The following is a 14,877-nucleotide window of genomic DNA, read 5'->3' as shown; positions in this document are numbered from 1 at the left end:
TGCTTGCCAAACTATCATTCTGATTTGCGGACAATTGAATAACAAATGTTGGTGTCGCCGAGGGATTTATGGTATAAAGCGCGCCGATGATCCGGCTGGATATCGGTTATACGGTATTCAACGACATCGACTAAACTCACTTTGTGTAAATAACACACACATGTCGGCACGTTCGCCGGGGTGCTCCTGAGGTGTTTCACCAGATGGGGTCGGCGCAATGGGACATGTGGAGGCATAACCCCATACTTAATTAATAGAGGTAATCATGGCAACTGTTTCCATGCGCGATATGCTCAAGGCTGGCGTACACTTTGGTCACCAGACCCGTTACTGGAACCCGAAAATGAAGCCATTCATCTTCGGTGCACGTAACAAAGTTCACATCATCAACCTTGAAAAAACTGTACCAATGTTCAACGACGCTCTGGCTGAGCTGAGCAAAATTGCTTCTCGCAAAGGCAAAATTCTGTTCGTTGGTACTAAGCGCGCAGCAAGCGAAGCGGTAAAAGATGCAGCCAACAACTGCGATCAGTTCTTCGTGAACCATCGTTGGTTGGGCGGTATGCTGACTAACTGGAAAACCGTTCGTCAGTCCATCAAACGTTTGAAAGATCTGGAAACCCAATCTCAAGACGGCACGTTCGACAAGCTGACCAAAAAAGAGGCGCTGATGCGCACTCGTGAACTGGACAAGCTGGAAAACAGCCTGGGCGGTATCAAAGATATGGGCGGTCTGCCAGACGCGCTGTTCGTTATCGACGCCGATCACGAGCACATCGCAATCAAAGAAGCTAACAACCTGGGGATTCCGGTATTCTCAGTGGTTGATACCAACTCCGATCCAGATGGCGTTGACTTCATCATCCCTGGTAACGATGACGCAATCCGTGCAGTTAACCTGTACCTGAGCGCTGTTGCTACTGCTGTCCGCGAAGGCCGTTCTCAAGATCTGGCTGTGCAGGCAGAAGAAGGCTTAGTAGAAGCTGAATAATAAGTCTGGCTCGTTGAGCCCTTATTAACCAGGTAGTACTAGTTTGGTTAGGGGCCTTTTTATGGCCCCTTTTTCACTTTTAAAGCTGTTTGGTCGTGACGACCAGGCAGAAAAAATCTTCCGAGGATTTTAGAATGGCTGAAATTACCGCATCCCTGGTAAAAGAGCTGCGTGAGCGTACCGCTGCGGGCATGATGGAATGTAAGAAGGCGCTGGTTGAAGCTAATGGCGACATCGAGCTAGCAATCGAAAACATGCGTAAATCCGGCGCGATTAAAGCGGCGAAAAAAGCAGGTAATGTTGCTGCTGATGGCGTGATCAAGACTAAGATCGACGGTAACTACGCAGTGATCCTGGAAGTTAACTGCCAGACCGACTTCGTTGCTAAAGACGGTGGTTTCCAGGCATTTGCTGACAAAGTGCTGGACGCTGCGGTTGCAGGCAAAATCACTGACGTTGACGTGCTGAAAGCACAGTTCGAAGAAGAGCGTGTTGCGCTGGTTGCTAAAATTGGTGAGAACATCAACATTCGCCGCGTTTCCGCTCTGGAAGGCGATGTTCTGGGTAACTACCAACACGGTGCGCGTATCGGTGTTCTGGTTGCCGCTAAAGGCGCTGACGAAGAGCTGGTTAAACACCTGGCTATGCACGTTGCAGCAAGCAAACCAGAATTCGTTAAGCCAGAAGACGTGTCTGCTGAAGTGGTAGAGAAAGAGTACCAGGTTCAGTTGGAAATCGCGATGCAGTCTGGCAAGCCGAAAGAAATCGCAGAGAAAATGGTTGAAGGCCGTATGAAGAAATTCACCGGCGAAGTTTCTCTGACTGGCCAGCCTTTCGTGATGGATCCAGCCAAGTCTGTTGGTCAACTGCTGAAAGAGCACAACGCTGACGTGACTAACTTCATCCGTTTCGAAGTGGGTGAAGGTATTGAGAAAGTTGAGACTGACTTTGCTGCTGAAGTTGCAGCAATGAGCAAGCAGTCTTAATAGCAAAAAAAGAGCCGCCAGTTGGCGGTTCCTTTTTATCCAGCCCAAAGAGTTTTAGTACGCTTGGTTTCCTGCATTCAGATAGGGGCCGAGTGGAACAGTTTTGATTTTTACAACCCCCCAATACGACGACAGCCTGTAGGATAAGAACACCATGGCAACCAATGCAAAACCCGTCTATCAACGAATCCTGCTGAAGCTCAGTGGCGAAGCTTTACAGGGAACTGAAGGTTTTGGTATCGATGCGAGCATTCTGGATCGCATGGCTCAGGAAGTGAAAGAACTGGTTGAGTTAGGCATTCAGGTCGGTGTAGTTATCGGCGGTGGTAACCTGTTTCGTGGCGCGGGTCTGGCTAAAGCGGGTATGAACCGCGTTGTGGGCGACCACATGGGAATGCTGGCGACCGTCATGAATGGTCTGGCAATGCGTGATGCGTTGCACCGTGCCTATGTGAACGCTCGTCTGATGTCTGCCATTCCCCTGAATGGCGTTTGTGACAATTACAGCTGGGCGGAAGCGATCAGCCTGCTGCGTAATAACCGCGTAGTGATTTTCTCTGCTGGAACAGGCAACCCTTTCTTCACCACGGATTCAGCGGCTTGCCTGCGCGGCATTGAGATTGAAGCGGATGTCGTATTGAAAGCGACAAAAGTCGATGGCGTCTATTCTGCCGATCCGGTACAAGATCCTTCAGCGACGATGTACGAAACGCTAACCTATCAAGACGTGTTAGAACGTGAGCTGAAAGTGATGGATCTTGCCGCGTTTACGCTGGCACGCGACCATAATTTGCCGATCCGTGTTTTTAACATGAACAAACCTGGCGCACTGCGTCGCGTTGTCATGGGTGAAAAAGAAGGGACGTTGATTAGTCAGTAATAACGGCTAATCCCGATTATAGGGTAATATATTCTCAGTATTGCTCTATACGCCAGCCGTGCGCTGGCATTAATTATTCACTGGGTCATGTACTGACATGGCCTGCCAGGCAACCAGTTTTCAAGGGTTCACAACGTGACTAATGAAATCAGAAAAGATGCTGAAACGCGCATGGACAAATGTGTTGAAGCGTTTAAAAATCAGATCAACAGAATCCGTACCGGCCGTGCATCACCGAGTATTCTTGATGGCATTCAGGTTGAATACTATGGCAGCGCAACGCCATTGCGCCAACTCGCTAACGTCGTGGTAGAAGACTCCCGTACGCTGGCGATTTCGGTATTCGATCGTTCACTTGGCCCGGCAGTTGAGAAAGCGATCATGGCTTCCGACCTCGGCCTGAACCCGTCTTCTGCTGGTACTGTAATCCGTGTTCCGTTGCCACCTCTGACGGAAGAACGTCGTAAAGATCTGATCAAAGTCGTCCGTGGCGAAGCAGAACAGGGGCGTATCTCCGTACGTAACGTGCGCCGTGATGCTAACGACAAGTTTAAAGCACTGTTGAAAGACAAAGCGATCAGTGAAGATGAAGAACGTCGTGCTCAGGACGACGTGCAGAAACTGACTGACAACTTCATTAAGAAAGTGGACGTCGCACTGGCAGAAAAAGAAGCGGAGCTGATGGAGTTCTAATCAGCCTATTGGATAGTGCGTCGCAGGGAATCTGTAGGCTTACCCTCTTTTTTCCGGCGGCGCTTTATTTTATGGTGATACAAGGAATGGGTGAAGGCTAGCCCCTCTGGGTAGTAAACAATTTTTTGCTGTCTATGTGTCTGTGACTGTCGTGACTGTGATCGATAGCAGAGATATATCATGGTAATCGCCTCAGACTCGTGTACCTTCCTGTCATCAAATCCGGTTATTCAGAGCATTTTTAATGAAGCAACTGACAATTCTTGGTTCCACCGGCTCTATTGGCGTCAGTTCACTGGCAGTGATTAAAGCCAATCCCGATAAATTTGCCGTACGCGCGTTATCCGCTGGGTACAACGTCAAATTGATGCTAGAACAGTGCCTCACTTTCCAACCCGCCTATGCCTCAATGGCTGACGAAGCCTCTGCAACCGCCCTGCGCCAGCAGTTAGTGGAATATGGTTGTAAAACGGAAGTGCTGGCGGGAGTTCAGGCAGCATGTGACCTTGCTGAATTGGATGGCGTCGATCAGGTGATGGCCGCGATTGTGGGAGCGGCAGGGTTATTGCCAACGCTAGCGGCAATTCATGCTGGAAAACAGGTTTTGTTGGCGAACAAAGAATCACTGGTCACCTGCGGACGTCTCTTTATGGACGCCGTGGCACAAAGTGGCGCACAGCTTTTACCGATTGATAGCGAACATAATGCGATTTTTCAGAGTTTACCTGAGCAAATTCAGCGTCAATTAGGTTACGCTTCATTGTCGCAGCATGGGGTCGAACGTATTGTTCTGACCGGTTCCGGTGGGCCGTTTCGTGAAACCCCGGTGTCGGCGTTGGCGGACATGACGCCGGATCAAGCGTGCGCGCATCCCAACTGGTCAATGGGGCGCAAAATTTCGGTTGATTCTGCCACGATGATGAACAAAGGGCTGGAGTATATCGAAGCGCGCTGGTTGTTTAATGCTTCTGCCGAACAGATGGAAGTCATTATTCATCCGCAGTCGGTGATTCACTCGATGGTGCGTTACCGTGATGGCAGCGTTCTGGCGCAGTTAGGATCGCCCGATATGCGTACGCCGATTGCTCATGCAATGGCTTATCCTGAACGCGTGGCCTCGGGTGCAAAAGCGTTAGATTTTTGCCAGATTGGCGCGCTGACATTTTTGGCACCGGACTATGCGCGCTATCCTTGTTTAGAGCTCGCTATTGACGCCTGTAATCATGGACAGTCTGCCACCACGGCACTGAACGCGGCGAATGAAGTTGCGGTGGCGGCATTTTTGCAGTCGCAGATTCGTTTTACGGATATCGCAGCGGTAAATCGGCATGTCATTGAGCAACTTACATTGCCAGAGCCCGCCAGCGTTGATGATGTTTTGTTTATCGACCGTTGGGCCAGACAGGTCGCAACACAGACACTGACACATTACGCGCGATAGCGGCGTGGCACAATTTGTTCATGTGCGGTGGAGGTGGTATAGTCTGCGCCACTCAATGGTTGATTATGCGAAAGTTGTTTAATCGACTGTGAAGCTAAGCCGTGATCGTTCACGGCTTTTTTTGCGCTAACGGGATCTGATGTTACGGAAGAACTGTTGTATTTCTTGCTTGAGGAAATAAGTACGCGTTATGCCGTCCGATAATCAAAAAAATACTCACGATCTGCCACCCGCTGGGCCGCGGCATGTTGCCATTATCATGGATGGCAATGGTCGCTGGGCAAAAAGCCGAGGGAAAATGCGGATTTTTGGCCATCAGGCTGGTGTCAAAGCTGTGCGACGGTCGGTCAGTTTTGCAGTGAGCCAAGGGCTGGACGCACTGACACTTTACGCATTTAGCAGTGAAAACTGGAACCGTCCGGCGCAGGAAGTTTCCGCACTCATGGAACTGTTCGTTAGAGCGCTAGACAGCGAAGTGAAAAGCCTGCACAAGCACAATGTTCGCTTGCGTGTCATTGGCGATATCGGTCGCTTTAGTCCGCGTTTACAAGAGCGAATCCGCCGTTCCGAGGCACTGACAGAAAAGAATCAGGGGCTCACACTGAATATTGCCGCGAATTATGGCGGCCGTTGGGATATTATTCAGGGAGTACGGCAACTTGCAGAGCAGGTGCAGGAAGGCATTCTGCGCCCTGATAGCATTAATGAAGCGTCATTATGTCAGTACATCTGTCTGCATGATCTGGCTCCGGTTGATTTGGTGATCAGAACCGGTGGAGAACACCGCATCAGTAATTTTCTTCTGTGGCAAATTGCTTATGCTGAACTTTACTTTACCGATGTCCTCTGGCCTGATTTCGATGAACAAGTCTTTGAAGGTGCGCTGAATGCTTTTGCACAACGCGAGCGCCGCTTCGGGGGAACAACACCTATCGATGTTGATGCATCCTAGGGGGAACTTTTGCTGAAGTATCGCCTGATTACTGCTTTTATTTTGATCCCGATTGTTATTGCAGCACTTTTCTTGCTGCCTCCTCTGGGATTCACGCTTGTTACGCTGGCTGTCTGTATGCTGGCGGCATGGGAATGGGGTCAGTTGGCAGGGTTTGCCTCTTATGGTCAACGCCTGTGGCTCGCGATCCTGTGTGGTTTTTTGCTGGCGCTGATGCTGTTATCACTCCCGGCCTACCATTATTCCGCCCATATTCCGCAAATCAGCATCGCGCTCTGGTCATCACTGGTGTGGTGGGGTGTCGCGCTGCTGTTGGTGCTGTTCTATCCAGCCTCCGCCTCATTCTGGCGTCATTCGCGTACATTTCGGTTGGTGTTCGGTATTATGACGATCGTACCGTTTTTCTGGGGGATGGTCGCGCTTCGTCATTACCATTACGCAATTAACCCATTTGCTGGTGCCTGGTGGCTGTTGTACGTCATGCTGCTGGTGTGGGGCGCGGACAGCGGTGCCTACATGTTCGGTAAACTGTTTGGTAAGCGTAAACTCGCGCCAAAAGTTTCGCCGGGCAAAACCTGGGAAGGCTTTCTCGGTGGCCTGGCAACCTCAGCGCTCATCTCCGTGCTGTTTAGCCTGTATGCGCCATTAACGGTAGCGCCATCGACGTTGTTGATTTGTTCTATCGCCGCTGCGTTGGCCTCGGTGTTGGGGGATTTGACAGAAAGTATGTTCAAACGCGAGGCGGGCATCAAAGACAGTAGCCATTTGATTCCGGGGCACGGTGGTGTGCTCGATCGTATCGACAGCCTGACTGCTGCGGTTCCTGTGTTCTCTTGCCTGATGCTGCTGCTGTTTAAAGTGGCTTAGAATAAAGCGGTAGAGCTATTTATGCTGAGTTTTCTCTGGAATCTTGCCGCGTTTATCATCGCACTGGGTGTGCTGGTTACTGTCCATGAATTTGGGCATTTCTGGGTAGCGCGCCGCTGTGGTGTGAAGGTCGAACGCTTCTCCGTCGGTTTCGGACGTGCGCTATGGCGTCGTCGCGATCGTACCGGTACAGAATTCGTGATTGCGCTGATCCCACTTGGCGGCTACGTGAAGATGCTGGATGAGCGCGTCGACACCGTTGCGCCAGAATTTCGTCACCAGTCATTTAACAGTAAAACGGTCTGGCAACGTGCGGCTATTGTTAGCGCTGGGCCGATTGCCAATTTTCTGTTTGCGATTGTGGCGTACTGGCTGGTGTTTATTATCGGCGTACCGGGCGTGCGTCCAGTCGTCGGTGGAATACTGCCCGACTCCATTGCGGCGCAGGCGGAAATGTCGGCGGGGATGGAACTAAAGTCCGTTGACGGTATCGAAACGCCTGATTGGGATACTGCGCGTCTGGCCCTGATCGGTAAAATCGGTGATAGCGATGTCGTGATCGGAACTGCACCTTTAGGTTCCGACCGTGTCGTCCTGAAAACGCTGGATTTGCGCGAGTGGCAGTTTGAGCCTGATAAGCAAGACCCTGCTGCCTCGCTCGGGATTATCCCGCGTGGTCCGCAAATCGAGCCGGTACTCCATCAGGTGCAGGTCGGATCGGCGGCGGAAAAAGCAGGTTTGCAAGTCGGAGATAGGATCGTTAAAGTCGACGGGCAAGCGCTAGCACAATGGCGTGATTTTGTTATCGCCGTGCGTGACAACCCCGGACAATCTATTGCTCTGGAAGTGGAGCGCAACGGCTCAACCGTCCCGTTGACGTTAACGCCAGACAGCAAATCTGTGGGAAGTGGCAGAGTTGAAGGGCTGGCAGGCGTTATGCCAAGTGTGACGCCGCTGCCCGAAGAATACAGGACTGTGCGCCAGTATGGGCCGTTCAGTGCGATCTACCAGGCAACAGATAAAACCTGGCAACTGATGAAATTGACCGTCAGTATGTTAGGGAAACTGGTTATGGGGGATGTTAAGCTGAACAACCTGAGTGGTCCCATTTCGATTGCTCAGGGCGCAGGAATGTCAGCAGATTATGGATTGATTTATTACCTGATGTTTTTGGCCTTAATCAGCGTCAATTTGGGGATCATCAATCTGTTCCCTCTGCCGGTATTGGATGGTGGACACCTGCTCTTTCTTGCGGTTGAAAAGTTGAAGGGCAGGCCGGTTTCTGAGCGTGTGCAGGACGTTAGCTATCGCATTGGTACAGTGTTGCTGATGTTGTTAATGGGACTCGCACTTTTCAATGATTTCTCTCGTCTCTAGGCGTGGGATTAGGTTAGGAAAAACGCATAACAACGATGGCGATCAAAAAGTTGCTCATAGCGTCGCTGCTGTTTAGCAGCGCAACCGTATACGGTGCAGACGGGTTCGTAGTGAAGGACATTCATTTCGAGGGCCTGCAAAGGGTTGCCGTCGGAGCGGCATTACTCAGTATGCCAGTCCGCGTTGGTGATACCATCGGTGACGATGATATCGGTAACACCATCCGTGCCTTGTTTGCGACCGGAAATTTTGAAGATGTTCGTGTCCTGCGTGATGGCGAAACGCTGATTGTGCAGGTTAAAGAACGTCCAACCATCGCCAGTGTCACGTTTTCCGGCAATAAGTCAGTCAAAGACGACATGCTGAAAGAAAACTTGGAGGCCTCTGGCGTGCGCGTCGGTGAAGCGTTAGACCGCACTGCGCTCACTAGCATCGAAAAAGGACTAGAAGATTTCTACTACAGCGTGGGCAAGTACAGCGCGTCGGTTAAAGCCGTTGTCACTCCACTCCCACGTAACCGCGTAGACCTTAAACTGGTCTTCACAGAAGGCGTTTCCGCCAAGATCCAGCAGATTAATATTGTCGGTAACAAAGCGTTCAGCTCTGATGAATTGATCTCTCGTTTCCAGCTGCGTGATGAAGTGCCGTGGTGGAACGTGGTCGGCGATCGTAAATACCAGAAACAAAAATTGTCTGGCGACCTAGAAACGTTACGGAGTTTCTATCTGGATCGCGGCTATGCACGTTTCAACATCGATTCCACACAGGTGAGTCTGACTCCGGATAAAAAAGGTATCTATATCACCATCAATATGACGGAAGGCGAGCAGTACAAGCTGTCTGGCGTCACGGTGAAAGGTAATCTGGCTGGTCACTCTGCGGAAGTCGAAGGGCTGACGAAGATCGAACCAGGTGAACTCTACAACGGGACTAAAGTTACCCGGATGGAAGAGGACATCAAGAAACTGCTGGGCCGCTATGGCTATGCCTATCCGCGTGTGGTCACACAGCCGGAAATTAATGACGCAGACAAGACGGTGAAATTAAATATCAACGTTGATGCCGGTAACCGTTTCTATGTGCGTCATATCCGCTTTGACGGTAACGACACGTCTAAAGACTCCGTTCTGCGCCGTGAAATGCGTCAGATGGAAGGTGCCTGGTTAGGCAACGATCTGGTTGAGCAGGGCAAAGAGCGTTTAAACCGACTGGGATACTTTGAAAGCGTTGATGTAGAAACGCAGCGTGTTCCCGGCGTGGCCGATCAGGTTGATGTAACGTATAAAGTCAAAGAGCGTAATACGGGGACATTCAACTTTGGTGTTGGTTTCGGTACAGAAAGTGGCGTGAGCTTCCAGGCTGGTGTCCAACAGGACAACTGGCTGGGAACGGGTAACTCTGTTGGTATCAGCGGGACGAAAAACGACTACCAGACGTATGTTGAGCTGTCACTGACCGACCCGTACTTTACCGTTGATGGCGTTAGCCTCGGCGGCCGCGTCTTCTATAACAAATTTGAGGCGTCTGACGCCGATCTGTCCGACTACACCAACGTGAGCTATGGCGTTGGCAGCACCTTGGGCTTCCCGATTAACGAGAATAACTCACTGCGTGTTGGTCTGGATTATGTGCATAACGATCTGTCGGATATGAGACCGCAGGTGGCGATGTGGCGTTATCTGGATTCTGTCGGGGTTAATCCATCCGTAGTTGGTGAGAATGTTAAATCCAGTGCAGATTTCAAAGCGAACGATTTCTTCCTGAATACCGGATGGTCGTATAACAATCTGGATCGCGGTTACTTCCCGACGAAAGGAACGCGTGCGTCAGCGAATGCCAAGATCGCTGTGCCGGGTTCGGACAACGAATACTACAAACTGACGTTTGATTCGACGAGCTATTACCCATTGAGCGATAGCGGTAACTGGGTGGTGATGGGCCGTACGCGTGCAGGCTTTGCGGATGGTATCGGAAGTAAAGAAGTGCCGTTCTACGATAACTTCTATGCTGGTGGTTCCAGTACAGTACGTGGCTTCCAGTCGAATACGATTGGGCCTAAAGCGGCGTATTATAAGTGTCCAGCGAACCTTGTTGGCTCTGGCTTTAACTCTTACTCCAGTTGCCCGATTGACTCAAGCAATATAGATGATGCCGTGGGCGGTAACGCGATGGCCGTACTGAGTGCGGAACTGATCGTGCCGACGCCGTTCATCAGTGATAAATACGCGAGCTCCGTACGTACGTCCTTCTTTGTGGATGGCGGTACGGTATGGGATACCAACTGGAAAAATACACAGGAAACGATTGACGCAGGTGTGCCGGATTACAGCAAGGCAAGTAACTTCCGTGTTTCCAGTGGTATCGCGCTGCAATGGATGTCTCCGCTTGGGCCATTGGTCTTCTCCTATGCCCAGCCGGTTAAAAAGTACGATGGAGACAAGTCGGAACAATTCCAGTTTAACATTGGCAAAACCTGGTAGTGTGACGTCAATAGATCGTATGCAGGGAATGTCGCATCGTGATTCGTTGAGACGAGTATGTCGTTGATATGAATAGTTCATGGATAGGAATGGTTGATCATAAGACGTTCATACCATGACGCGATGCTCATAATTAAAGTGTTAAGACACAAATTAGGTTAGGTTGAGGAGTTTATAGTGAAAAAGTGGTTATGTGCCGCAGGCCTCGGTTTAGCATTGGCTGCTTCAGCCAGCGTTCAGGCTGCTGACAAAATTGCCGTTGTTAACGTCTCCAGCATTTTCCAACAGTTGCCGCAGCGTGAAACCGTTGGTAAACAGCTGGAAAACGAATTCAAAGGTCGTGCTTCTGAACTGCAATCGATGGAAAACGATTTACAGACCAAGATGCAGAAACTGCAACGTGATGGTTCTACCATGAAAGCGAGCGATCGCAGCAAAATGGAGAAGGATGTCATGGCGCAGCGCGAGCAGTTCTCTACCAAAGCGCAGGCTTTTGATCAAGACAACCGCCGCCGTCAGATGGAAGAACGTAACAAAATCCTGAGCCGTATTCAGGATGCTGTGAAAGCCGTTGCAACCAAAGAAGGTTATGATGTTGTGATTGACGCTAACGCGGTTGCGTATGTCGCCAATGCGAAAGACATTACTGCCGATGTGCTGAAACAGGTTAAATAAACCATGGATTCAATTCGACTGGACGCGTTAGCTCAACAGTTGGATGCACAATTACACGGTGATGGCGATATCGTCATCACCGGTGTTGCTTCTATGCATTCGGCAAAAACTGGGCAAATTACGTTTCTTTCCGACAGTCGTTACCGTGAGCAACTGGCCGGGACGCAAGCGTCAGCGGTCGTGCTGACGGAAGCGGATTTACCTTACTGTCAGGTTGCGGCGCTGGTAGTGAAGAATCCCTATCTGACCTATGCGCGTATGGCGCAACTGCTGGACACTACGCCGCAGCCAGCAACCGATATTGCGCCGAGTGCGGTTATTGCTCCAGACGTGACGCTGGGCCAGAACGTGTCCGTTGGTGCACATGCCGTTATCGAATCTGGTGCACAGCTGGGTGATGGCGTTGTCATTGGCCCTGGCTGTTTTATCGGCAAAGATGCCCGCATTGGTGCCGGTACGCGTTTATGGGCAAATGTAACGATTTATCACCGCGTTGAGCTGGGTGAGCATTGCCTGATCCAGTCGGGAACCGTGATCGGTTCTGACGGCTTTGGCTATGCCAACGATCGCGGCAACTGGGTGAAGATCCCGCAGTTGGGAACGGTCAGAATTGGCGATCGGGTTGAGATCGGTGCGAGCACAACCATCGATCGTGGTGCGTTGGATGATACGGTCATTGGTAATGGTGTTATCATTGATAACCAATGTCAGATTGCGCACAACGTCGTGATTGGCGACAATACCGCGGTCGCGGGTGGCGTCATTATGGCGGGGAGCTTGAAAATAGGTCGTTATTGTATGATCGGTGGTGCCAGCGTGATTAACGGGCACATGGAGATCTGCGATAAAGTGACGGTAACGGGAATGGGGATGGTCATGCGACCCATCACAGAACCTGGGGTATACTCTTCGGGCATTCCTTTGCAACCTAACAAAGTGTGGCGCAAAACTGCAGCGCTGGTGATGAATATTGATGAGATAAGCAAACGGTTGAAAGCCGTTGAACGAAAAGTCGATAACGTTTAATCACTCGCGTTTTATTTGCGGCCTGCCTGAAGACACCTAATTTAGGGTCTGCGCAGGCCGTGTTGTTGATGGCATCAGTTTTTATGGACAGGAAGAGTATTTTGACTACTGACACTCATACTCTGAATATTGAAGAGATTTTAGAATTATTACCGCACCGTTTCCCGTTTTTGCTGGTTGATCGGGTACTGGATTTTGAAGAAGGTAAGTTTCTGCGGGCGGTGAAAAACGTCTCTTTCAACGAACCCTTCTTTCAGGGGCATTTCCCGGGTAAACCGATTTTTCCCGGCGTCTTGATTCTGGAAGCCATGGCTCAGGCTACTGGTATTCTTGCGTTTAAAAGCGTAGGCAAACTGGAACCGGGTGAGCTGTATTACTTCGCCGCTGTTGACGAAGCGCGCTTTAAGCGCCCGGTACAGCCAGGCGATCAAATGATCCTTGAAGTTGAATTCATCAAAGAGCGTCGCGGCGTTGCGCGCTTTAAAGGTGTTGCCAAAGTTGATGGCGAAGTGGCCTGTGAAGCGTCAATGATGTGTGCTCGCCGTCGGGAGTCCTGATAACGTGATTGATCAAACCGCCTTTATTCACCCTAGTTCGATTGTTGAAGACGGTGCCATTATTGGTGCTGGCGTTCATATTGGCCCGTTCTGCTATATCGGTTCTCAGGTTGAGATCGGAGCGGGGACGGTGCTGAAATCACATGTCGTCGTCAATGGCGTCACTAAAATTGGTCGCGACAACGAAATCTATCAGTTCACGTCAATTGGTGAAGTGAACCAGGATCTCAAATATGCCGGGGAACCGACCCGCGTTGAGATTGGCGATCGTAACCGCATCCGTGAAAGCGTCACGATTCATCGTGGCACGACACAGGGCGGTGGGTTGACTAAAGTCGGTAGCGATAACCTGTTGATGATCAACACACATATCGCACATGACTGCGTCGTGGGTAATCGTTGTATTCTGGCCAATAATGCGACGCTGGGTGGCCACGTTTCCGTTGATGATTTTGCGATTATCGGTGGGATGACGGCCGTGCACCAGTTCTGCATTATCGGTGCTCACGTCATGGTGGGTGGATGTTCCGGCGTGGCGCAAGATGTGCCGCCGTATGTTATCGCGCAGGGTAACCACGCTACGCCGTTCGGCCTGAACATTGAGGGCCTGAAGCGTCGTGGATTCGAGAAAGACACTCTGCACGCGATTCGTAACGCGTACAAGCTTCTCTACCGCAGCGGTAGAACGCTGGACGAAGTGAAACCGGAAATTGAAGCGCTGGCTGCTGAACACCCAGCTGTGCAGGCGTTTACCGATTTCTTTGCCCGTTCTACTCGCGGCATCATTCGTTAATCCATGTCGTCACGTCCTTTGACTATTGGGCTGGTCGCCGGAGAAACTTCCGGCGACATCCTTGGCGCAGGCTTGATCCGTGCGCTTAAAGAAAAGGTACCTGATGCGCGGTTTGTCGGCGTTGCCGGGCCACGTATGCAGGCCGAAGGCTGTGAAGCTTGGTACGAAATGGAAGAGCTTGCTGTCATGGGCATTGTTGAGGTGCTTGAACGCCTTCCTCGCCTGCTGAAAATTCGGCGGGATTTAACCCGGCGCTTTAGCGAATTTCAACCTGATGTTTTTGTCGGCATTGATGCCCCTGATTTCAATATCACGCTGGAAGGCAACCTCAAAAAGCACGGTATCAATACCATTCACTACGTCAGCCCTTCTGTATGGGCATGGCGGCAAAAACGCGTTTTCAAAATAGGTAAAGCGACCAATCTGGTGCTGGCCTTCTTGCCTTTTGAAAAAGCGTTTTACGATCGTTTCAATGTGCCCTGTCGCTTTATCGGTCATACGATGGCCGATGCGATGCCGCTGAATCCCGATAAACTGGCAGCACGCGCGACTTTGGGTATTGCGCCTGATGTGCATTGTCTGGCGCTGCTGCCGGGCAGTCGAGGTGCAGAAGTTGAAATGCTTAGCGCAGATTTTCTCAATACGGCTGTGCTACTGCGCCAGCATTTTCCCGATCTGGAAATCGTGGTTCCGCTGGTCAACAGCAAGCGGCGTGAACAGTTTGAGCGGATAAAAAGTAGCGTGGCGCCCGATCTACGCGTGCATCTGCTGGATGGGCAGGCGCGAGAAGCCATGATTGCCAGTGATGCGACGCTATTGGCATCCGGTACGGCGGCACTGGAATGCATGCTGGCTAAATGCCCGATGGTTGTCGGTTATCGCATGAAGCCTTTTACCTTCTGGCTAGCACAGCGCTTGGTCAAAACGCCGTGGGTGTCGCTGCCGAATTTGCTGGCTGGGCGGGAGCTGGTGACGGAATTGCTACAGACCGATTGTACGCCGGATAAGTTGGCTGCTGCGCTGCTGCCGCTGTTTTCCGATACGGAAGAAATGGCTGAGCTACGCGCAACGTTTGTGGATTTGCATCAGCAGATCCGCTGTAACGCCGATGAGCAGGCGGCTCAGGCGGTACTGGAATTAGTCAAGCCATGTTAGTAAA

General features: G+C 51.0%; 14 protein-coding genes. All 14 read left to right on the top strand.

Annotated features, from left to right (window positions below; translation table 11 throughout):
• Positions 1-265: 265 nt before the first annotated feature.
• On the top strand, positions 266-991 hold the full coding sequence (gene rpsB / locus IG609_RS15370) for a 30S ribosomal protein S2 (protein WP_102118277.1): 726 nt from the start codon (positions 266-268) through the stop codon (positions 989-991).
• Between the two features lie 134 nt (positions 992-1,125).
• Positions 1,126-1,977: a translation elongation factor Ts gene (gene tsf / locus IG609_RS15365; protein WP_102118276.1), complete on the top strand. Its 852-nt coding sequence runs from the start codon at positions 1,126-1,128 to the stop codon at positions 1,975-1,977.
• A 154-nt stretch (positions 1,978-2,131) separates the two neighbouring features.
• Positions 2,132-2,857 carry a UMP kinase gene (gene pyrH / locus IG609_RS15360; protein ID WP_005975910.1) on the top strand — a complete coding sequence of 242 codons (726 nt, stop codon included), beginning with the start codon at positions 2,132-2,134 and terminating at the stop codon, positions 2,855-2,857.
• A gap of 135 nt (positions 2,858-2,992) precedes the next feature.
• Complete coding sequence (gene frr, locus IG609_RS15355; protein WP_005975911.1) at positions 2,993-3,550, top strand: ribosome recycling factor; 558 nt, start codon at positions 2,993-2,995, stop codon at positions 3,548-3,550.
• 244 nt (positions 3,551-3,794) lie between these two features.
• Complete coding sequence (gene ispC / locus IG609_RS15350; protein ID WP_193397999.1) at positions 3,795-4,991, top strand: 1-deoxy-D-xylulose-5-phosphate reductoisomerase; 1,197 nt, start codon at positions 3,795-3,797, stop codon at positions 4,989-4,991.
• Positions 4,992-5,181: 190 nt separating this feature from the next.
• Positions 5,182-5,943 (top strand): (2E,6E)-farnesyl-diphosphate-specific ditrans,polycis-undecaprenyl-diphosphate synthase, encoded by a 762-nt coding sequence (gene ispU / locus IG609_RS15345; RefSeq protein WP_193398000.1) that lies wholly within the window; start codon positions 5,182-5,184, stop codon positions 5,941-5,943.
• A 9-nt stretch (positions 5,944-5,952) separates the two neighbouring features.
• Complete coding sequence (gene cdsA, locus IG609_RS15340) at positions 5,953-6,810, top strand: phosphatidate cytidylyltransferase (protein WP_193398001.1); 858 nt, start codon at positions 5,953-5,955, stop codon at positions 6,808-6,810.
• A gap of 21 nt (positions 6,811-6,831) precedes the next feature.
• Positions 6,832-8,187 carry a sigma E protease regulator RseP gene (rseP, locus tag IG609_RS15335; RefSeq protein WP_193398002.1) on the top strand — a complete coding sequence of 452 codons (1,356 nt, stop codon included), beginning with the start codon at positions 6,832-6,834 and terminating at the stop codon, positions 8,185-8,187.
• Between the two features lie 35 nt (positions 8,188-8,222).
• On the top strand, positions 8,223-10,667 hold the full coding sequence (gene bamA / locus IG609_RS15330; protein WP_193398003.1) for an outer membrane protein assembly factor BamA: 2,445 nt from the start codon (positions 8,223-8,225) through the stop codon (positions 10,665-10,667).
• 177 nt (positions 10,668-10,844) lie between these two features.
• Entirely contained in the window at positions 10,845-11,342 is a 498-nt protein-coding gene (gene skp / locus IG609_RS15325) for a molecular chaperone Skp (RefSeq protein WP_012773638.1), read from the top strand.
• A gap of 3 nt (positions 11,343-11,345) precedes the next feature.
• Complete coding sequence (gene lpxD / locus IG609_RS15320) at positions 11,346-12,368, top strand: UDP-3-O-(3-hydroxymyristoyl)glucosamine N-acyltransferase (protein ID WP_193398004.1); 1,023 nt, start codon at positions 11,346-11,348, stop codon at positions 12,366-12,368.
• Between the two features lie 101 nt (positions 12,369-12,469).
• Positions 12,470-12,925 carry a 3-hydroxyacyl-ACP dehydratase FabZ gene (gene fabZ / locus IG609_RS15315; protein ID WP_005975923.1) on the top strand — a complete coding sequence of 152 codons (456 nt, stop codon included), beginning with the start codon at positions 12,470-12,472 and terminating at the stop codon, positions 12,923-12,925.
• A 4-nt stretch (positions 12,926-12,929) separates the two neighbouring features.
• The gene (gene lpxA / locus IG609_RS15310; RefSeq protein ID WP_010284845.1) at positions 12,930-13,718 is read left to right on the top strand and encodes an acyl-ACP--UDP-N-acetylglucosamine O-acyltransferase; all 789 of its coding nucleotides are present in this window, start codon (positions 12,930-12,932) and stop codon (positions 13,716-13,718) included.
• A 3-nt stretch (positions 13,719-13,721) separates the two neighbouring features.
• Positions 13,722-14,873, top strand: coding sequence for a lipid-A-disaccharide synthase (gene lpxB / locus IG609_RS15305; protein ID WP_193398005.1), 1,152 nt, complete (start codon positions 13,722-13,724; stop codon positions 14,871-14,873).
• Positions 14,874-14,877 lie beyond the last annotated feature (4 nt).

The organism is Pectobacterium quasiaquaticum (assembly GCF_014946775.2).
Classification (GTDB): Bacteria; Pseudomonadota; Gammaproteobacteria; order Enterobacterales; family Enterobacteriaceae; genus Pectobacterium; species Pectobacterium aquaticum.
The sequence above is the reverse complement of the archived record's forward strand: the minus strand, read 5'-3'. Positions and strand labels throughout refer to the sequence as shown.

Bases quoted from the DNA above. Each gene is read 5' to 3' on its own strand.
- pyrH (WP_005975910.1), top strand. From the start codon at position 2,132: ATGGCAACCAATGCAAAACCCGTCTATCAACGAATCCTGCTGAAGCTC.
- lpxD (WP_193398004.1), top strand. From the start codon at position 11,346: ATGGATTCAATTCGACTGGACGCGTTAGCTCAACAGTTGGATGCACAA.
- rseP (WP_193398002.1), top strand. From the start codon at position 6,832: ATGCTGAGTTTTCTCTGGAATCTTGCCGCGTTTATCATCGCACTGGGT.
- ispC (WP_193397999.1), top strand. From the start codon at position 3,795: ATGAAGCAACTGACAATTCTTGGTTCCACCGGCTCTATTGGCGTCAGT.
- tsf (WP_102118276.1), top strand. From the start codon at position 1,126: ATGGCTGAAATTACCGCATCCCTGGTAAAAGAGCTGCGTGAGCGTACC.
- lpxB (WP_193398005.1), top strand. From the start codon at position 13,722: ATGTCGTCACGTCCTTTGACTATTGGGCTGGTCGCCGGAGAAACTTCC.
- rpsB (WP_102118277.1), top strand. From the start codon at position 266: ATGGCAACTGTTTCCATGCGCGATATGCTCAAGGCTGGCGTACACTTT.
- bamA (WP_193398003.1), top strand. From the start codon at position 8,223: ATGGCGATCAAAAAGTTGCTCATAGCGTCGCTGCTGTTTAGCAGCGCA.
- ispU (WP_193398000.1), top strand. From the start codon at position 5,182: ATGCCGTCCGATAATCAAAAAAATACTCACGATCTGCCACCCGCTGGG.